The organism is Acinetobacter sichuanensis, from assembly GCF_003024515.2.
Classification (GTDB): domain Bacteria; phylum Pseudomonadota; class Gammaproteobacteria; order Pseudomonadales; family Moraxellaceae; genus Acinetobacter; species Acinetobacter sichuanensis.
Genome location: NZ_PYIX02000015.1, coordinates 17,971 through 36,420 on the forward strand (window position 1 = coordinate 17,971; position 18,450 = coordinate 36,420).

Annotated in this window: 18 protein-coding genes; 1 reads left to right on the forward strand and 17 read right to left on the reverse strand. The window is 37.6% G+C overall.

From position 1 onward, the window contains the following. Nucleotides 1–60 precede the first annotated feature (60 nt). The 6 genes from C9E89_RS10430 to C9E89_RS10455 form a co-directional block, all read right to left on the reverse strand. Nucleotides 61–507 carry an SRPBCC domain-containing protein gene (locus C9E89_RS10430; RefSeq protein ID WP_107008203.1) on the reverse strand — a complete coding sequence of 149 codons (447 nt, stop codon included), beginning with the start codon at nucleotides 505–507 and terminating at the stop codon, nucleotides 61–63. Nucleotides 508–657: 150 nt separating this feature from the next. Continuing rightward, nucleotides 658–1,047 carry a ribonuclease E inhibitor RraB gene (locus C9E89_RS10435; RefSeq protein ID WP_107008204.1) on the reverse strand — a complete coding sequence of 130 codons (390 nt, stop codon included), beginning with the start codon at nucleotides 1,045–1,047 and terminating at the stop codon, nucleotides 658–660. A gap of 161 nt (nucleotides 1,048–1,208) precedes the next feature. After that, nucleotides 1,209–1,565 (reverse strand): hypothetical protein, encoded by a 357-nt coding sequence (locus C9E89_RS10440; protein ID WP_107008205.1) that lies wholly within the window; start codon nucleotides 1,563–1,565, stop codon nucleotides 1,209–1,211. 66 nt (nucleotides 1,566–1,631) lie between these two features. Next, entirely contained in the window at nucleotides 1,632–2,297 is a 666-nt protein-coding gene (locus C9E89_RS10445; RefSeq protein ID WP_107008206.1) for an RluA family pseudouridine synthase, read from the reverse strand. 91 nt (nucleotides 2,298–2,388) lie between these two features. Then, entirely contained in the window at nucleotides 2,389–3,228 is an 840-nt protein-coding gene (locus C9E89_RS10450) for a GGDEF domain-containing protein (RefSeq protein WP_107008207.1), read from the reverse strand. Between the two features lie 127 nt (nucleotides 3,229–3,355). After that, nucleotides 3,356–3,709: a hypothetical protein gene (locus C9E89_RS10455; protein WP_213069636.1), complete on the reverse strand. Its 354-nt coding sequence runs from the start codon at nucleotides 3,707–3,709 to the stop codon at nucleotides 3,356–3,358. Between the two features lie 189 nt (nucleotides 3,710–3,898). Here C9E89_RS10455 and C9E89_RS10460 point away from each other — a divergent pair, with 189 nt between their 5' ends. Next, nucleotides 3,899–4,384: a hypothetical protein gene (locus tag C9E89_RS10460; protein WP_147305719.1), complete on the forward strand. Its 486-nt coding sequence runs from the start codon at nucleotides 3,899–3,901 to the stop codon at nucleotides 4,382–4,384. A gap of 52 nt (nucleotides 4,385–4,436) precedes the next feature. Here C9E89_RS10460 and C9E89_RS10465 read toward each other — a convergent pair whose 3' ends face one another. The 11 genes from C9E89_RS10465 to acnD all read right to left on the reverse strand — a co-directional run bounded on the left by C9E89_RS10465 (nucleotide 4,437) and on the right by acnD (nucleotide 18,336). Then, nucleotides 4,437–5,591: a VWA domain-containing protein gene (locus tag C9E89_RS10465; protein WP_107008210.1), complete on the reverse strand. Its 1,155-nt coding sequence runs from the start codon at nucleotides 5,589–5,591 to the stop codon at nucleotides 4,437–4,439. Further along, nucleotides 5,578–8,061, reverse strand: coding sequence for a DUF5682 family protein (locus tag C9E89_RS10470; RefSeq protein ID WP_107008211.1), 2,484 nt, complete (start codon nucleotides 8,059–8,061; stop codon nucleotides 5,578–5,580). The genes C9E89_RS10465 and C9E89_RS10470 overlap by 14 nt, the downstream gene beginning before the upstream one ends. A 21-nt stretch (nucleotides 8,062–8,082) precedes the next feature. After that, nucleotides 8,083–9,162 (reverse strand): ATP-binding protein, encoded by a 1,080-nt coding sequence (locus tag C9E89_RS10475; protein WP_107008212.1) that lies wholly within the window; start codon nucleotides 9,160–9,162, stop codon nucleotides 8,083–8,085. Nucleotides 9,163–9,201: 39 nt separating this feature from the next. Next, nucleotides 9,202–10,791 (reverse strand): hypothetical protein, encoded by a 1,590-nt coding sequence (locus tag C9E89_RS10480; protein WP_107008213.1) that lies wholly within the window; start codon nucleotides 10,789–10,791, stop codon nucleotides 9,202–9,204. After that, on the reverse strand, nucleotides 10,782–12,128 hold the full coding sequence (locus tag C9E89_RS10485) for an SWIM zinc finger family protein (protein ID WP_107008214.1): 1,347 nt from the start codon (nucleotides 12,126–12,128) through the stop codon (nucleotides 10,782–10,784). Before C9E89_RS10485 ends, C9E89_RS10480 begins: the two co-directional genes overlap by 10 nt. A gap of 582 nt (nucleotides 12,129–12,710) precedes the next feature. Beyond that, nucleotides 12,711–13,160 carry a hypothetical protein gene (locus tag C9E89_RS10490; RefSeq protein WP_107008215.1) on the reverse strand — a complete coding sequence of 150 codons (450 nt, stop codon included), beginning with the start codon at nucleotides 13,158–13,160 and terminating at the stop codon, nucleotides 12,711–12,713. Nucleotides 13,161–13,334: 174 nt separating this feature from the next. Then, the gene (locus C9E89_RS10495) at nucleotides 13,335–13,916 is read right to left on the reverse strand and encodes a DUF4126 domain-containing protein (protein WP_107008216.1); all 582 of its coding nucleotides are present in this window, start codon (nucleotides 13,914–13,916) and stop codon (nucleotides 13,335–13,337) included. Nucleotides 13,917–14,025: 109 nt separating this feature from the next. Further along, nucleotides 14,026–14,169: a zinc ribbon-containing protein gene (locus C9E89_RS10500; protein ID WP_107008217.1), complete on the reverse strand. Its 144-nt coding sequence runs from the start codon at nucleotides 14,167–14,169 to the stop codon at nucleotides 14,026–14,028. A gap of 231 nt (nucleotides 14,170–14,400) precedes the next feature. Continuing rightward, nucleotides 14,401–14,631 (reverse strand): hypothetical protein, encoded by a 231-nt coding sequence (locus tag C9E89_RS23790; RefSeq protein WP_228199018.1) that lies wholly within the window; start codon nucleotides 14,629–14,631, stop codon nucleotides 14,401–14,403. 163 nt (nucleotides 14,632–14,794) lie between these two features. After that, nucleotides 14,795–15,502 carry a DarT1-associated NADAR antitoxin family protein gene (locus tag C9E89_RS10510; protein ID WP_107008219.1) on the reverse strand — a complete coding sequence of 236 codons (708 nt, stop codon included), beginning with the start codon at nucleotides 15,500–15,502 and terminating at the stop codon, nucleotides 14,795–14,797. A 215-nt stretch (nucleotides 15,503–15,717) separates the two neighbouring features. Continuing rightward, nucleotides 15,718–18,336, reverse strand: a complete 2,619-nt coding sequence (gene acnD / locus C9E89_RS10515) for a Fe/S-dependent 2-methylisocitrate dehydratase AcnD (RefSeq protein WP_107008220.1) — start codon at nucleotides 18,334–18,336, stop codon at nucleotides 15,718–15,720. Nucleotides 18,337–18,450 lie beyond the last annotated feature (114 nt).

Below are 18,450 nucleotides of genomic sequence, written 5' to 3' on the forward strand. Positions count from 1 at the left end.
ATAAATCCACCATCATGATGCAATTTTTAAGTCAACCATTACAAGTTGCTATTCTGGGTACTAATGATCTGGAATACTGGGATTGACCAATAAAGATAACAGTTGTAAAGATTCTTGCCATCCTAAGTAGCAAGCAGCCACAGGAATTAATTCAGGAATCCCTGATTGAGTGATAAATAGTTCAGTCCCAACCATTGTAGATTTAAGTTCAATCTGCATTTCAATTTGACCTTGTAAATGTAAATCATCAAATTGATCGCTATAACGAATGCGTTCATTGGGTATTAATTCATGATAAATCCCACTAAAAGTATGCTGTGATCCTGTCGAAAAATTTTTAAATGAAATTTTATAATCTCCACCTTCTACTGCATGAAGATAGTGAATTTTAGCGGTAAAACCATGGGGTGCCATCCATTTTACGAGGGCATCAGGATCTAAAAAAGCTTGGTATACACGTTCTGGCGGCGCACTAAATACTCGATGAAGCTGAATCACATTTCCCATACTAGGCTTTCCTTCCTTGTTGTTTTTCTGCTTTCAGTGTACTGCTGCTAACAAAGTCTTGTGTATTTCTTTCGTGTATGGAAACTTAAAAATTCCTATAAAAAAAGCATATCGTAGAAGATATGCTTTTTTATTTAAATCATGTGAAAATTACTTCATTTCACCCAATTCAATTTCCTCATATTCTTCATCATCAAAGATATAAGTACTACAACCCCAACCATCATATTCACCCGAAAATTGTTCAGCGATTTTACTAAACCATTCTTCTAGATCAACAATATCTGAATAATCAGGTAATAGGTTTACAAAAACAGTGATCACCCACTCATTAGGTTCAATCTCTTCATCTAAATACATTGAAATTTTTTGTTCTTCAAGCAATAGATGAATAGCACACTTTTCTGCTAATTCTTGTGTTTTAAAATATAGTGAAAATTCAATTTCATGTATTTCGTTTAAATCATCACCATCTTCTTGCATTTGCCACAATAAATTGCCGTTATCATCATCAGGGAATTGTTCAAAATCGCGTGTCATTGGGGCTTCCTTATTATCTTTGCCATTTTTGTTCTCGTAGATTAACTGAGTTTTATTGCAATTTGGCGATTAAATCTTTACTGAATATGAAATGATCAAATAAATTTAAAGAAATTGTTTCCTACACGCAGTCTCTTTTACCCTATCATTTATATTTTAGATTAAATACCTTTTTCAATTAACTTTTCTATATATTTCCGATCTTTAATACTGATTTGTGGTTGCATTTTGATTTGTTGAATAGTCAATAATAAATCTTGGTTATGCTCTTGTTTTGCCTGTTCTAAATACCGATTAATTTTTTCTAAATCTGTAGCATCTGCGGGAGTAAAATCATAAATCATGAGAATTGCACTCATCATTAGAAAGATAAACAGTATAAATCTTCGATTTTCCTTTGTAACTTCATAGGGTGACAAACCTTTAATGGTGATATAAACCAACCAAAAAATGATTCCACCCCATGATAAAACTAACAATAGAATTAAAATTATTTGAGCGATTGCAGGCTGTATCATTTTATTATTTTCCAATGTTATAAAGAGTGAGATTTATAAAAAAAATAATGAAAATTCAAATGAATTTTAAAAAGGTACATCTCCCTGAATGATAACTTTTTCACCATTTAAAGGTTGTATAAACTCTAAATAACTCGCATGCAAAGCCATACGCTTTAAAGGGCTTTTTTCAGGATCAGGATGATAAATTTTATCTCCTGTAATCGGGTGTCCAATATACATCATATGTACTCTTAATTGATGTGAACGCCCTGTAATCGGTGTAAGTAAAACCCGAGTAATATCTTGCTGCTCGTCATAGTTTAAAGCTTGATACAATGTTTGGGCAGATTTACCTAGCTCAAAATGCACCATTTGACGAGGACGATTTTCCCAGTCTGTAATAAGAGGAACATCTACACTGCCCTCACCTTCTAATTTTCCCTGTACCAAAGCAATATAATTTTTCTTAACAGTACGTGCCTGAAACATTTTACTGATCGCAACTTCCGCATCTCTATGTTTAGCAAACATTAAAATACCCGAAGTCGCCATATCTAAACGATGGGTAATTTTGGCATGAGGATAATGTTCTAATACACGGAAATAAGCACTATCATGATGTTCAGGTAAGCGCCCCGGAACAGACAATAACTCTGCGGGTTTATCAATCACGACCAAGTCTGCATCTTCATAAATAATTGAAAGTGGCTCTTGGGGAGGCATATATACAAATGTTTGGTCTAAAGGCATATCAAGAAAATCAAAAAAACTGCGCAGATTTTAAGTTTTACAGATCTAAATCGCCAGTAAAAAATTAACATACTCTTTTAAATACTTAATTTTATGCCATACAAATAACAGTTTGAGACTTACCTTGTGCTTTAGATTGGTACATTAATTGATCTGCTTGATGCGTTGCGACATCTAAATTTTCAGGCAATTGCTCGAAAATACGAATTCCCATACTAAAATCTACACCATAGCGCTGTTTTAATGTACTGGTCAAAAATGCTGTTCGTAGTTTTTGTTCAAAAATTTCCGCACTTTTTTGATGAATGTCTTTTAAAATCATTACAAATTCATCGCCACCTAAACGAGCAACCACATCGTCAGGTCTCGCAACAGATTTTAAAATTTCTGCAAATTCAACTAAAATATCGTCGCCTTTACTATGCCCATATTGGTCATTGACTGCTTTAAAACCATCTAAATCAATCAAAGCAATCGCTATTTTGTACCCTGATTTATTTTTATATAATCTTAATTCATGATATTGCAAACCAAAAGCTCGCGCATTATTGAGTAAGGTTAAGCTATCTTTCATTGCCATTAAGGTCATTGCTGCCAAGTTTTCACGAACTTTCATCACTAAAAATGCAACAACACTAAAAAATCCTAAACGTACTACAGCATTCCAATAAGGAATAATAATATTTGAATAATGATGACCTGAGACAAAGTCTGCATATAACCATGTAATTCCTGCTGCAATAATGGTAAAAATCGTCACTCTTTTATTATCGAACCATGCAGCAATCGACACAGGAATTAAATAAAATACAGCAAAGGAATATTCATATCCTGTTGCAATATCAATCCATCCCCAGATTAAAATCATCAAGAGAATGATCACACGTCGAGCCAAAGTATTTATTGAAAGAATTTTCTCAAGTTTTTTCATCTTTAGACTCTCAATATTCACATTAAATACATAAACTTAAAGTTTATCAGCTTTTTCTGAGATTTAAATTATAGTCTTATCTACAAAAAAATTATGGTGTGATTTATCAATCTCTGGTTTTTATTTTTTACTTTGCATTACTCTGTTTTAAGCCAATACCTTGCCAAAATTCTTGGGGATAATTAAGTTTTGGCTGTCCCACCCAACCTTTAAGAATATCTAAGTGATAACCATTTTCTACTTTGTGATAACTGACCGAATTTAAAGCGAGTAAATCCCAATCCCCTGTATACTTTAGGTCGTCCAAAGACGCTGGATATTCACCAAATCGTACTTTATGTAATTCAATTAAAGCAATTGCTGTTTTAAAATGTTGGTCTCCAAATTGCTCATCAGCATGTTGTTGAAAATGAGTAAAATCACCACAAGCGTTTAAGCAAAAAGATAGAAGAAATAACATTAAAAATTGATAGGTTTTCATCATCTTTTTCATTGTTTCTTTATATTATAAAAATCAATATTTTAAATTTAACTTTCATCTTCACCAATAGCTCAACTCTATTTTTAAACTGTCACTGTTACTATGTTATGAGTGCATAAAATCACTCATGATGATAAATCTTTGTACAATATAATGATTCAGTATTGGGATTCAAACGGTTAAATAAATATGAAATTTCTACATTTAGGATGTATTTTATGCTTCGCAGGATGTACTACAGTAATAGAACAAATGCCTAAACAGACTAATCCTTCCACACAACACGCCTTACAACAAAGCGTATATCAATACACTCAAGACCAAACCCAATATTTATCAGCTTTTCATGATTTAAATCAAGATGATCAACCTGATGCTGTAGTATTACTACAAGGTTTAGACTGGTGCGGCTCTGGTGGATGTACCTTATTGATTTATCAAGGTTTACCTAATCAGAAATTTAAATTAATAAATAAAACCACCGTTACAAGTCCACCTATTTATGTCAGTCAACAACAAAGTCATGGTTGGAAAAACTTAGTTGTACAATCTCGCAATCAGGGTGCAGTGCAATTAGCTTTTAATGGAGTGGCTTATCCAAATAATCCATCTTTACTGCCTGTTTTAACCACACAACAATCTGAAAAGATGCAGCTTTTAATTGCAAGCAAATAATGCGGCATCCTCTATTTCTTAAATCAAGGCAGTGGCTACTGCCTTGATTTACCTATTTTTGTTGTTGTGTTGCATACCAAGCATTAATATCCTGCTTTTCAATGGCTTTTGCCATTAATTCAGGAAATTGATCGGGTGTACACGCAAAAGTGGGAATACCCAATGCCGCAAACTTTTGTGCATTTTCACGGTCATAATAAGGTGCTCCCTCATCTGACAGTGCCAATAAAGTTACGATTTGGACACCACTATTGAGCATCTCAGCCACTTGTTTAAAGAGCTGTTGCTCACTGCCACCTTCACATAAATCTGTGACCAACACAAAAATTGTTTCTTCAGGACGAGTGATCTTTGTTCGACAATATTTAATCGCTTTGGCAATATCTGTACCGCCACCCAGTTGCGTACCAAACAGTACATCAACAGGGTCTTCAAGCAATGGTGTTAAATCAACAATTTGCGTATCAAACACCACCATTTGTGTGGTCACAGCCCGAATACTTGCCATCACCGCAGCAAAAATACTCGAATACACCACCGAAGGCGCCATTGAACCGCTCTGGTCAACACACAGTACAATATCTTTTAAGGAACTGCGCTGGCGTGGATGCCCATGCAGTTGTTCAGGAATAATGGTTTTGTATTCTTCTTGCCAATGTTTTAAGTTGGCTTGAATGGTGCGATGCCAATTAATATCTTGAATACGTTTTGGACGGCGCGTATGGGCTGAACGATTGACTGAACCTTGAATGGCTTGCTCTAAACTTTGTTTTAAACGTCGTTCAATTTCCTCAACTAATTTACGTACCACAATACGGGCAGTTTCTTTGGTTTGATCAGGCATCAAGTGATTTAAGCCAATCAAAGTCGAAACCAAATGAATATCAACTTCGATATTTTCTAACAATTCAGGCTCTAGCAACATTTGTTGCAAGTTCAAACGTTCAAGCGCATCTTTTTGAATGATTTGCACCACAGAACTTGGGAAATACTGACGAATATCGCCCAGCCATTTGGCAATACGTGGACTAGAACGCCCTAAACCACCACGTTGTTGCTGTTGCGTGTTATATAACACATCTAAACACTGGAACATATTTTCATCATCACTCGACCAATACTCAGGTGATGACTGCTCAGGACGTTGACCTAAAATTAAGCGCCAACGTCGTTCTTGTTCTTGGGTATTTTGATTAGTTTGTGACATCAGAACCCTCTTTTAAATCAGCTTTTTCAGCGCCATCTACACATACAGGTTGAGGATGAAGTAAATTTCTTAAACTCAATAAAGTGTTATAACCACGCTCAAGATTAAATTGATGAGGCAATTGCGCAATATGTACTGTCACCCCTGATGCTGCTTTTTCTGCAATTTTCGCAGATTCACTTGGACTAAAATCACTGGTTGAACGACGTAAAATAGGCAGAATATTGATAAATTGTTCTTCGGGTAAATCGCCTAACCATGCATTCACCAAGTTCCATAAATTATCTTCATGTAACAATAATAACGCTTGATCACTGATAAAGCCTTCGAACCAACCTGCACTATAATCAACGGTTTGCCCAACCGATAAAGCTTGTGATAAATAATGTTCTATTTCATCTAAATCAAGTAATTGCTGCTGTTTTGCTAACTTGGTAACAGAGCCATGCAAATAACCATTCATATAGGTTTGTTGCAATAGTTTGAGTATTAAGTCTTGCCAATACTGATTGAGCGTTGCATTGTCTAACCGTTGCAACAACAAATAAAGGCTATTTAACTGCTGTGCGGTTTGTTTTGCCATATCATCATTAATGGACTGACAATACTGTGGTAATGACAACATTAAACGTATGCTGAGCTGTTGAATAATTTGAAATAATTCATGCTCAGAAAATTGACGGACGCTACCATAACGCAAAGCTGTGACCAAAGGTGTTAAAGTCGCAAGCAATACATCAGGATCTTGATGCAAAGTCGAAAGGGACTGTAAACGCTGTAAAGCCACAGGCAAACTACGGTCTAAACCTGCCAGCAATATTTGCTCAATATATTTAGCAACGGTTGATAGATCATCACTATGCTCAATTTTATCTTGAATATAACTTGCGGCTGCATCAGCAATGGTATAGCCCCAAAGTGACATTTCATTGAGGTATAAACTGCTTTCAGGTTGCCATGACAATTGCCAGTTTTCTTTATAATTTCCTCGACCTGATGAGTAATTTTGTAATTCTGCCCATGCCAAACCAAGCAAATTTACCCGATGAAAAAACTGACTTTTACTTAAATCAAAAGGCTGACGTAAGTCCAGTTCAACCCCACGATGTACTGCTTCAAGCTTTAAACGCAACGACTTACATTGTTTTAAAAAGTCTTGTTGTATTGGCAATTCTGAATAGTCTTCAGGTAAATGCCCCAGTTTTTCTGCCAATAGCATCTGATTCATGATCGGCTCAGGCAAATCATAACCATGATGCAGCACACTGCGAATTGCTTCTGTTAAATCATCAAGATCAGGAATACGGCGCTCACGCAACTGCAATAAAGACTGAATCAGTTGCGTTGCATCAATAATTTGCGCACTTGAGGCATCATGTCCTGCCTCACGCAAAGCATTAGCAAACTGACTGAGCCAATCAATACTAATTTTTTCAGCATCGACTTTACCTTCAAGGGCTTGCTGATAATGCTTCCATAAATGTGCATACCAACCCACCGCTTGAATACCTGCACCATAACCACTGTGACGATGTAAACGTCCATGTGTCCATGCAATCCATGCCGATTCAATCTTGGTTTTTGGCAAGCCTTTGAGCAGTTGATTGTCATCTTTTAAGCTTGTTTTTAAATCCACTAAAACAGGCGCATGCCATGCACCACAAATCACCACGATACGTTCAAAGCCCTGCTTCTGTGCTTGGCGAATGATTTTTCGCATAGACGCTTCACGGTATTGTTCTATCAACTGATCATCATCAAGTTCAGTATTCGGATTTAAACTGTTTAAATAATCGCGAATTTCAGCCATTGCTTCATTGATAGACTGAAACATATCACCCGCATGGGGTTGCTGTTCAACCAAGTGTTCCCAAAAACGCTCGCTGTCCTGATAACCTGCTTGATGGGCTAAAAGTGCGATGGGATCATGACGATATTGCAGAAATTTGCGTTCTTCATCTGAGATTTCAAACGCATCTTCTTCATCTTCATCAGTGCTTTCATTCTCAGAAGCTGATTCATCAGAAGCAGCATCAGTAAGCGTTTCATCAACATGTTCATCTACAGATTCTTCAGATTTTTCTTCTTCTGAATCTATCTGTTGTTCAGCTTCAAGGGCTTGTCGTGCCTCCTCAGCTTGTTTTTCCAGTGCAAAACGATGCTGACATGCCAAATCCATAAATTCAGTATGGATTTGATATTTTAAAGCAAATTGTAATGCTTGCCATTCAGGTGAAAATTCTGCAAAAGGATAAAATACCGCACGTGGTCGTTCATCTTTTTGTACAGGTGTGTTGATGAGTAATGCAATCGGTGGCTCAATTTCAGCATGGCTGAGCTGTGCAATACGATCATTCGCATCAGGTGGTCCTTCAATGAGAATACAGTCAGGTTGCAACTGCTCTAGTGCATTTAAAACACTTCGAGCAGAGCCAGGACCATGATGACGTACCCCTAAAATATAATGCATGGGCAAATCCTTTGACTGTAATTATTCTAAATCTCGGCAAGCTTGGTAAATTTCATTCCAACCTTCACGTTGTTTAATGACAGTTTCGACATATTCTTTCCAAGGCACCACATCTTGCACAGGGTCTTTGACAATCGCACCTTGTAAACCTGCAACTAGATCATGGGCATTTAAACTGCCATCACCAAAATGCCCTGACATTGCCCAACTATGGCTCATCACTGAAATCGCTTCGGCGGTTGATAATGTCCCTGTGGTACTTTTCAGTTTTTGTTTACCATCTACTGTTTTACCTTCACGTAATTCACGGAAAATGGTCACAAGGGTTTTAATGTGTTGATCGAGTGGTTGAATTTCAGGTAAAGATAAGCTACGACCAAGTGAGGCAACACGTTGTTGCACAATTTCAATTTCTTCTGCAATAGTGGCAGGTGGTGGTAAAATCACGGTATTAAAACGACGCTTAAGTGCAGATGAAAGTTCATTGACGCCTTTATCACGGTTGTTGGCAGTCGCAATCACACTAAAACCTTGTACCGCTTGATATTCAATGCCTAACTCAGGTACAGGTAGATTTTTTTCAGATAACAATGTAATCAAAGTATCCTGTACATCAGCAGGAATACGGGTCAACTCTTCAATACGGGCAATTTTTCCTGTACGCATCGCACGTAGCATAGGACTTTGTACTAAAGCTTCTTCAGTTGGACCTTTAGCAAGTAGTTGCGCATAGTTCCAGCTATAACGCAAAGTATCTTCACTGGTGCCTGCTGTTCCTTGAATGAGCAAAGTACTGTTACCACTGATGGCTGCTGCTAAATGCTCAGAGACCCAAGATTTTGCTGTTCCTGGTACACCCAATAATAAAAGTGCGCGGTCTGTGGCTAATGTCGCCACCGCAATTTCCATCAAACGACGATTACCAATATATTTTGCTGAAATTTCAGTACCATCAGGCAGTGTAGTCCCCATTAAATAATCAACTACAGCATTTGGTGATAACTCCCATTGTGCAGGGCGTTGTTTTTTATCGTGTTCTTTTAAAGCTGCCAACTCATGGGCATATTGTTGTTCTGCTTTGGCACGTAAAACTTGACTCATGTCAGTGTCCTTTTTATCGAAAATTAAAATGATTTTTTGTTACGGAAGCAATGCCATTTTTTGTTTGGCAATGCTATTTAAAATATCAAAACGACTAGAATCTAAATCTTTTAATGGGCTAATTTCAGTTGGATAGCCATAGACCACAAGCCATTCATACAATGGATGCAATAAATAGGCATATTCCTGCTCTTCCTGTAGATAGATTTCCGCCAATAAACGCTCAGTCAGTTCTTTGGATAAAATACCAATCTCTGACGCAGGCAATGGTAAGCGTTTCCAAACATCCAATAAAAAATCAGGTTCATGACGTTTACGGGCTTGGCGTAAATGCTGCACGATCAAATGATCACGTTTTTCAGTGCTCAGTAGCGGATACAGATATTGCATATTGGAAGCAAAACGGATGCTTTCGAGTTCTTCTTGATAATTTTCATAGAACCATTGTGCTAAATCGGCACGTTGTTCATGAAAACAGCGGAAACAAAATGCATCTAAAATGTGATTTCGCTGATTTTTATATTTCAGCTTCAGTAAACTCTCCCATGTTGGGAAAATCTGTTGCCAATAAGACAAAGGCATCGCTTTTAAAATAAAATATAAATAGTCTTCAGCTTTACTTGATTGTGAGAATTTTATTAAATTTTCTTCAATATTCAGCTCTTTAATGATTTTACGTTCATTGCCATTTGCAGTGTAATCAATGATATTGAGTTGTTGTAATTGTTCATCCAATTCAATGCTCATTCGCACGATCATACAACGATTTTTAGCATCAAATTCAATGACATTTTCCAGTAATTGCAGTATTTTTTGCGTATAAGTATGTTCAGAATCATGCAAAAATAAATAGTGTAAACCTTGCCCTAAAGCTTGTTCAGGTTTCTTTTGATGCAATGCAGTTAAATATGCAATATGCGGGGCAAAGAATGAAAATGGTGTATTTTCAATCCAGTCTTTACGCTGTTCTTTATCAATACGTTTCCATAAAGCTTCAAAATTTTGATGAATAAAATCAGCATGTTCAAGTGCAAGGTTTTGAAGTAAACGCTCAGCAGGACCTTTACTTAAACTGGCAAATTTTGCATCTTCTTCATCAATGGGTTGTTGTAAAATCAATGTCTGATGTAAAATTTTAGCCACTTTTAAGCGATTATCCTGACGCAAATCTTGCAATTTATAGCTTCGTTCAGGCAATGTTGCCGCTAATAGCAAATCATTATTGGCGACATTCAGTACATCTAAGACCAAATGTGGCGCAATAGCCTGTTTCTGCAAACGAATGAGATGCAATAGATAATTCACCCAAGCAGACTTATCATATTGAAAATTATATTGATTAAGCTGAACAATACTTTTAATTAGACTATTCATACCCCGTTTACTGGGTGTAAATGGCGTTTCATCATCGGCTAAGTGAGCAAGTTGTTGCTCTGAACAAGGATAAGCTTGTTGTGCAGACACTTGAAAAAGTGTCCATTGCAAATTTAAACCCAATAAATCCTGTTCATCACTGACAAACTCAGAAATGGGCGCAGGTACATGAATCGCTTGTTGATAATGCTGCCCAAGGGTGAGTTTAAGTTCAAGTTGCTTGGTAAATTGTTCTAAAGGTGAGCTTATAGACATTGGTAATGTGCTCCTTGCCAAATACTGATGAGTTGCAGTTCTAAACCATTCCACTCTAAACCTGCATAAAAAGGTTGATTACTCACCATCATCCATAACGCAGTAAATTGATCAGTACTGAGTGAAATTGGCATCATATGATGTGTCGAATCAATCAGATAATAACGCTCATCTTTTTGACTTAAACGCACAGGATTCATCCACCAAAAACTGGTCAGATGCATCGGATTATGACTGAGTTTTTCTGCATGTTTGGCTAAAGCATCTTCAAAACACACAAAACCTTGCGGCGGTTTATTTTCAATTTTAATGGCGTCAATATCGTTGAGTGTGACTTGCTCTGCAAGTTTCAAACGTTGTTGTTCTACCCCAGGATAACGCTGTGCTTTGAGTTTAAAATGATGCTGACTTGGTAGGGTTAAGCCATAACGTGTATGCGGTGCAATATCAAAATCTAAAATTAAATAATCTGTACATGTTTTCTCGTCCCATAACCATTGACGACGAAAATTCCCTTTGGACTGTTGTAATGCTTGTGTACGAGAAGCAAGTACACTTAACTGTAGCTCTTCTGTGCTTTGGGTTAACCAAAAATCACTAGCAAGGTTAATGCCCATCAACTGACGTAATTCTTGCTGTAAATCTAGAGAAAGTTGTTCTCTTTTTTGCCATAGTTCAGCAATCAGATACAAACGCGCAAGCCAAAAAGCACTTTGTTGTTGCCAATTTGGCTGATACAACGCACTTGAAAATTCATCAATCCAAATATTGATTCCCGCAGCCTGACCATCTACCAAACGACTGGTAATTTCATGAAAAAATTGTCGTCCATTTTGTGAATGCACTTCACCTAAGCCTAAATTGACCACATCTTTAAGCCACAGTTGCAAAGCATCAATGGCTTGGTCAATTTTTTTATCACGTGATTCTTGACGCTTAGCACGTGCTGCTTCATCAACAGGTTTATTGGCTTTTTCAGCTTTTTTCTCGGTACTTTGCGTGAGTTTGTCACGCCATTTTGTGACCCGTTCAGGAAATTGTGTTTCATCTTCCTGAATTTGAAACTCGGCGGGATGCTCTTGATACACCATCAGTAAAGCAAGTGCATGCTTACAAGGACGTTTAAAACTTGGACAACTACATTCACATTTTAGTTGTGGTAAAAAAATGGCACTTTGATAAATCGCACTCCCTTTAATTTCTGCCCAGATCCATTGATCTGTAGAAGCACCTTTATTATTCCAATCATTGACTTTAGCCAATTTTTTAGCAGCTTTTTCTGAATTTGTATCAGGAATGATCTGTTGTATTTGATCAAGCTGAATGGTCAGCAACATAAAAATTCCTTGCGTTATTTTTCATTTTAAATTTAATTTCCTCAATAAATGTATATTTTTCATTTTAATAATTCAACGGGAAAAAGCAGCTAAACGACAAAATTTGTCGCTAAATTGTGAAGTATGATTTAAGGGAAATTTAGATAAAAGAGATATTTCATGAAACTTTTAACGTTTTTATTTATTATTTTTATCACTAGAAAATTTTGAGGGTATTTGGGAAAACATCGTATGGTTTACTTCAACTATTAAAACTTTGTAAGTTCTAACCCTATTGCCTATAAACTTTTGGTCTATAGCGTCCTAAGCCGAATCGAGATCTTTTGGATTTGTACTACACTCACGTTGTACGCAACTGGCAGCAAGCTACTCTTTTCGATCCCATCACACCCTTGAGACTTATAATAGCCAAAGCCTTACGGGATTAATTTCCTAAGATTGGTTGATTTCGAGTAATTTTAAAAATATTTTTCACAAAAATGCATTTAAAACATATTTTTTTCCATTTCGACAAAAATATCGTATTTTTTACCGCATAAAAAGAGCATTTAGGAGAAATTTTCTCTACATCATCACTTTGTTTTATATTTCTCTTGGAGCTTTAATTTTACTGTTTTTATAATGCTGCGCTAAAGTTTCATTTTCACCATTTAAAAAGAATAAGAGATATTGGCGTGTAGTTGAAAAATCAATTCTCTTAAAACCAATATAATCTTTGGTTTTACGGGTAATTAAACCAAAAACATCCTTTTGCGGCATAATCACAGGAATATCACTTTCCATTTTAAACTCTAAATGCTCAGATGCAGAAAAAGCATTTAAAGTAAATCTAAGACTGTAATGTGTTTCAAGGTCAGTCAATGTAAAGCTCGCATTATCACCATTAAATTGTAGCTGACGCACTCTTTGTTGTTGCCAATGAATACTGTCAAATTTAATCAATGCATTAATTGCAGCTAATTTTTCTAAAATCTCATCTCCACCTTCTTGTAGGTTTTTAGGGGAGTGGATCACTAAATCAAATGTTTTCATTTTTCTTTTTCCTGATAAGCGGCATTATTTTAACAGAATCTAGCGCTAATCCCTTGAATTTCAGACAAAAAATCGTGAAATAAATCACATTTAAGCGAAATATTTATTAGTTTTTATTTAAAAACAATCAAAAATAAATACAAAATGTCTTTTTATCATTTTTATTTTAAAATTTTAGTATGGTGCAATTTTATTCAACTTTTCCTGTCTTTTTTTACGAATCCATCGAATCACAACAAACATCAACATAATGACCAGCAATACCACCAAAATAGGTGCAATTAAAGACAGTATCGAAACGACAATAGCGCCTAGCCATTCTCCTGTTGAAATAATTGGATTAGCAATTCCACCTGTGGTTGCTGTAGAAATACCACGAACAGCGACTGTAGTTAATTGTACTGCGCTCGCAGTTCCTCCACCGACAATAATTGCGGCTGCCCAACTGGTAAATTGCGACATTTCCCCTGTACTGACTGCCATAGTCGTTAATGTTCCTGCAATGAGTGCCACAGGCGTTGCTATCGTATCTAATATGTTATCTACCCAAGGGATATAGTACGCCCCGATTTCACAGAGTGTTGCAACAGTTAAACCAATACAGACTGATGGCATTGCCAACCACTCAAAACCCTTCATGGGTTCAAACCATCCCATGAGTGAGGCAATACTCATGACCAATAGCGGTACAAATACACGAAAACCACAAGCGGCACTGAGTCCAATACCGATACATAAGCTCAGGATGGTTTCCATGTTGTGCCCTACCTTATTGTGTTTATATTTTTTTATACGGTAACAAAAAAGCCCTATGGGGTGATAGGGCTTTTTCTAAAACAGAGAGTAACTGTTTTGTTTGTGCTGCTTAGGCATTCTTGTTGTTGAATTGATTGCCAAGGCATTTGGTACACGGTGGTAGACGATCTGTACCAATTTCTAAGTAGGTGCGGTGTCCGCAGTTGACACAAAAATAGAAGCCTGTTCCAGGTTTTTGACCAGCCATAACCATTTTTGTTCTCCATAGGTATTAGAAATGGTGAACAAAGTATAGCCTCTTTTTTTTCGCTTTGTCTACTGTCTATTTTGATAAATGATGATATCATTTTTGCAAGAAATGCTTATATTGGTATTTTTTATCATTTTTATTCCATTTAAAAACTTTTATCACATAAATTTATATGTTCTTCTTTTAAATTTCCAAAAACAAATCGGATTTTCTATTCATCAGCTTTTATTTACTCTAATGATTAATTTCGTATGGCATACCGTCTTCACCAAACTCAACGCCTCGTTCGAGCAGTTTTTTGTGTGCAGCGTGATGCACAACACCTCGTTTGCTGACTTTGGGTTCGAATAGTCTGCGTAATGTTGCTTCACTGACATTGGGATGACTCACCACTTCTATGCGTACGCCCCAAAATTTGTCATTTGCAAAGCGGTCAAGGATTTCTGCATCTGCGTCGGGATTCATGGCGGCAACTACTCGGATTGCCTGATTTGGGTCAGTGAGAAAGGGTTCGAGTTCTGCTGTATTGGAAGCGCTACTTGCCGCTATATAGCGGCGTTCTTCTTCAGCTTTTTGTTCGGGGGATTTTTTGGGCATGGGTTTACAGCTTAAATCCTATGTTTATTTATTAAAAAAGTGAGCCTGTACCTGAACTATTTCGTGTATTCATATAAGCATTACTTATTTGAAAATCACTGTAGAATTTTAAAAATTCTTTAGGATCTCGGATTTTACCTAATAAGTTTCTTTTAGATAAAGATACAAACATTGCAATTGAATAAGCCTGACAGTTTATTGACTTTTCAGGATTAAATTCGATGTCTGTAAATGCCTCATATTTCAATAATTCCTCATGATATTCAGAATTGAAATTCAAAGCATTAATGTATAACCAATCATAAAATGCTGTTAAAGGCTCTAAAGTCCAATCCATGCCATAAAAATTAAATTTTTTTAACTGCCCTGATGTTTTTAATCTCTCATCCTTTTTGGCTTCTCGTGAAGTCACGTTTAAAAGATCTAGAAATGGTCCGCCATTTTCAAAAATCTTACTGCTTTGAAATGCGCACTCAACACTAAATTTTTGATTCGTCTTTTTATCCAACATCATTAAATTAAAAGCGCTAAGTGCCACTCCTAACGCTAATTCTGACTTGCTAGAAATTTCTAAAATTTGAGTGATATTTTGGGTATTTCTAATTGCTTCATGTAAAGAAGCTATAGATTTCTGTTTTTGCACAACAGCAAAACCAGAGTGATACTGAGAATCCACCATTTTAGTTTCTACAAGAGTAGAACCAACAGTATTAGGAATAAATACAGGACGTTTTGCCATTTATGCGACTCCTTTATAATTACGTATTTTTACAGTTATTCAATCATCAAAAACACCCTGTCTGTTTTGATGAGATACAAATTTCTTATTAGAATATTTTAGAGTGTAACTATCTTTCAAACTATCTCTGTTAAAAAAGCCATCAATCCAATAAAAAAACCCCACATAAATGTAGGGTCTTTATACAACAAAATCAATTATTTCAGCTTAAAATCTTAAGCCACATTCCCTTCCAAGAAATCCTGTGCAAAGCGTTGTAACACACCACCCGCTTCATACACATGCACTTCTTCTTCCGTATCCAAACGACACGTAACAGGAATCTGAAGCACTTCATTCTTACCATCATCGGTAGAACGCTCAATCACCAAAGTCAGGTCAGAACGAGGCGCAATATTACCAATCACGCTATACAACTCAGTACCATCCAACTTCAAGGTCTTACGATCTGTACCCGACTTAAACTCAAGCGGTAACACGCCCATACCCACAAGGTTAGTACGGTGAATACGCTCAAAACCTTCCGCCACAATCACTTCCACACCCGCAAGACGCACACCTTTTGCCGCCCAGTCACGGCTGGAACCTTGACCATAATCCTTACCTGCAATAATGATCAAAGGTTGCTTACGATTCATATAAGTTTCAATCGCTTCCCACATACGCATCACTTCGCCCTCAGGCTCAACACGCGCCTTAGAACCCTGCTTGATCGTACCGTCAGAACGAACCACCATTTCATTGAATAGCTTAGGATTGGCAAAGGTTGCACGTTGCGTGGTCAAGTGATCGCCACGGTGCGTTGCATAAGAGTTAAAGTCTTCCTCAGGCACGCCCATTTTCTTCAAGTATTCACCTGAAGCACTGTCGAGTACAATCGCATTCGATGGAGATAAATGGTCGGTGGTGATGTTATCGCCCAAGATCGCAAGTGGACGCATATTTGCCAAAGTACGAGGTGCAGCAAGCGCGCCTTCCCAATATGGCGGACGGCGGATATACGTACTTTGTGGACGCCAGTCATATAACGGGCTAGCTGCTTTTTCATTGACACCCAAATCAAACATTGGGATGTAGATTTTCTTGAATTGTTCAGGTTTAACTGCAACTTTCACCAAAGCATCAATTTCAGCATCTGACGGCCAAATATCTTTCAGATAAACTGGATTACCGTCTTTGTCATTGCCTAAAGAATCTGTTTCGATGTCAAAACGAATCGTCCCTGCAATCGCATACGCCACTACCAAAGGAGGCGAAGCCAAGAACGCTTGTTTTGCATAAGGATGGATACGACCATCAAAGTTACGGTTACCCGAAAGTACCGCAGTGGCGTACAAATCACGGTCAATGATTTCTTGTTGAATCACTGGATCTAACGCACCTGACATGCCGTTACACGTTGTACATGCATACGCCACGATGCCAAAACCTAATTTTTCTAAATCACCCAACACACCTGCTTCTTCAAGGTATAATGCTGCTGCTTTAGAACCTGGTGCAAAAGATGATTTCACCCACGGTTTGCGTACTAAACCGAGTTCATTTGCCTTACGTGCCAACAAGCCTGCTGCAACTGTATTACGTGGGTTAGAAGTATTGGTACAAGAGGTAATCGCGGCAATGATGATTGCACCATCTGGCATTAAACCTTCAGCTTCTTGCGCACGCGCTGCTTCTAAGTTACCTGCAATACCTTTGGCTTTCAAATCAGCCGTTGATACACGTGCATGTGGGTTTGATGGACCTGCAATGTTACGGGTTACAGTTGAAAGATCGAAGTGAAGCACACGAGGATATTCCGCTTGCTTCATATCAGAAGCCCAAAGACCAATTTCTTTGGCATAAGTTTCTACAAGTTGAACTTGCTCAGCTTCACGACCTGTCAACGTTAAATAATCAATGGTATTCTGGTCGATGTAGAACATTGCCGCAGTTGCGCCATATTCAGGTGTCATGTTAGAAATCGTCGCACGATCACCCACTGACATGCTGTCTGCACCTTCACCAAAGAATTCTAAATATGCACCAACTACACGCTCTTTACGCAAGAATTCAGTCAATGCTAAAACGATATCTGTTGCTGTAATGCCTGCTTGACGCTGACCGACAAACTCAACACCGATAATGTCTGGAAGACGCATCCAAGATGCACGACCAAGCATTACGTTTTCAGCTTCTAAACCACCGACGCCGATTGAGATTACACCCAATGCATCAGTATGTGGTGTATGTGAATCTGTACCCACACAAGTATCAGGGAATGCCAAACCATCACGGTTTTGAATCACTGGAGACATTTTCTCCAAGTTGATTTGGTGCATGATACCGTTACCCGCAGGGATGACATCGACATTTTCAAAAGCTGTTTTTGTCCATTCGATGAAGTGAAAACGGTCTTCGTTACGACGGTCTTCAATCGCACGGTTTTTCTCAAATGCATCAGGGTCAAAACCACCAAACTCTACTGCCAATGAATGGTCAACGATGAGCTGAGTTGGAACAACTGGGTTGACTTTAGATGGGTCACCGCCCTGTTCTGCAATCGCATCACGCAGACCTGCAAGGTCAACCAATGCAGTTTGTCCGAGAATGTCATGGCACACCACACGTGCAGGGTACCAAGGGAAATCGTGGTCTTGTTTACGGTTGATCAGTTCTTTTAAAGACTGTTCGAGAATGGCTGGGTCACAACGACGAACAAGCTGTTCAGCCAACACTTTTGAGGTGTATGGAAGTTTTGCATATGCGCCTTGCTGGATGTCTTCTACGGCTTGACGCACATCGAAGTATTCGAGCTGGGTACCTTGCAGGGGTTTACGGTAGTTGTTATTCATTTAATTTGTGCCTCTTGCATCATTATTTACTGCGTTCTAATGATTGGCATAGTACACTGCTGAAAACCCATTTCCCAAATCGTTTATATTTCATAAGCTTAGATATAAAAATAG

What these genes read in the sequence shown, in the direction of transcription:
- C9E89_RS10430 (WP_107008203.1), bottom strand. Translation starts at nt 507, where the DNA reads ATGGGAAATGTGATTCAGCTTCATCGAGTATTTAGTGCGCCGCCAGAA.
- C9E89_RS10435 (WP_107008204.1), bottom strand. Translation starts at nt 1,047, where the DNA reads ATGACACGCGATTTTGAACAATTCCCTGATGATGATAACGGCAATTTA.
- C9E89_RS10440 (WP_107008205.1), bottom strand. Translation starts at nt 1,565, where the DNA reads ATGATACAGCCTGCAATCGCTCAAATAATTTTAATTCTATTGTTAGTT.
- C9E89_RS10445 (WP_107008206.1), bottom strand. Translation starts at nt 2,297, where the DNA reads ATGCCTTTAGACCAAACATTTGTATATATGCCTCCCCAAGAGCCACTT.
- C9E89_RS10450 (WP_107008207.1), bottom strand. Translation starts at nt 3,228, where the DNA reads ATGAAAAAACTTGAGAAAATTCTTTCAATAAATACTTTGGCTCGACGT.
- C9E89_RS10455 (WP_213069636.1), bottom strand. Translation starts at nt 3,709, where the DNA reads ATGAAAACCTATCAATTTTTAATGTTATTTCTTCTATCTTTTTGCTTA.
- C9E89_RS10460 (WP_147305719.1), top strand. Translation starts at nt 3,899, where the DNA reads ATGAAATTTCTACATTTAGGATGTATTTTATGCTTCGCAGGATGTACT.
- C9E89_RS10465 (WP_107008210.1), bottom strand. Translation starts at nt 5,591, where the DNA reads ATGTCACAAACTAATCAAAATACCCAAGAACAAGAACGACGTTGGCGC.
- C9E89_RS10470 (WP_107008211.1), bottom strand. Translation starts at nt 8,061, where the DNA reads ATGCATTATATTTTAGGGGTACGTCATCATGGTCCTGGCTCTGCTCGA.
- C9E89_RS10475 (WP_107008212.1), bottom strand. Translation starts at nt 9,162, where the DNA reads ATGAGTCAAGTTTTACGTGCCAAAGCAGAACAACAATATGCCCATGAG.
- C9E89_RS10480 (WP_107008213.1), bottom strand. Translation starts at nt 10,791, where the DNA reads ATGTCTATAAGCTCACCTTTAGAACAATTTACCAAGCAACTTGAACTT.
- C9E89_RS10485 (WP_107008214.1), bottom strand. Translation starts at nt 12,128, where the DNA reads ATGTTGCTGACCATTCAGCTTGATCAAATACAACAGATCATTCCTGAT.
- C9E89_RS10490 (WP_107008215.1), bottom strand. Translation starts at nt 13,160, where the DNA reads ATGAAAACATTTGATTTAGTGATCCACTCCCCTAAAAACCTACAAGAA.
- C9E89_RS10495 (WP_107008216.1), bottom strand. Translation starts at nt 13,916, where the DNA reads ATGGAAACCATCCTGAGCTTATGTATCGGTATTGGACTCAGTGCCGCT.
- C9E89_RS10500 (WP_107008217.1), bottom strand. Translation starts at nt 14,169, where the DNA reads ATGGTTATGGCTGGTCAAAAACCTGGAACAGGCTTCTATTTTTGTGTC.
- C9E89_RS23790 (WP_228199018.1), bottom strand. Translation starts at nt 14,631, where the DNA reads ATGAATCCCGACGCAGATGCAGAAATCCTTGACCGCTTTGCAAATGAC.
- C9E89_RS10510 (WP_107008219.1), bottom strand. Translation starts at nt 15,502, where the DNA reads ATGGCAAAACGTCCTGTATTTATTCCTAATACTGTTGGTTCTACTCTT.
- acnD (WP_107008220.1), bottom strand. Translation starts at nt 18,336, where the DNA reads ATGAATAACAACTACCGTAAACCCCTGCAAGGTACCCAGCTCGAATAC.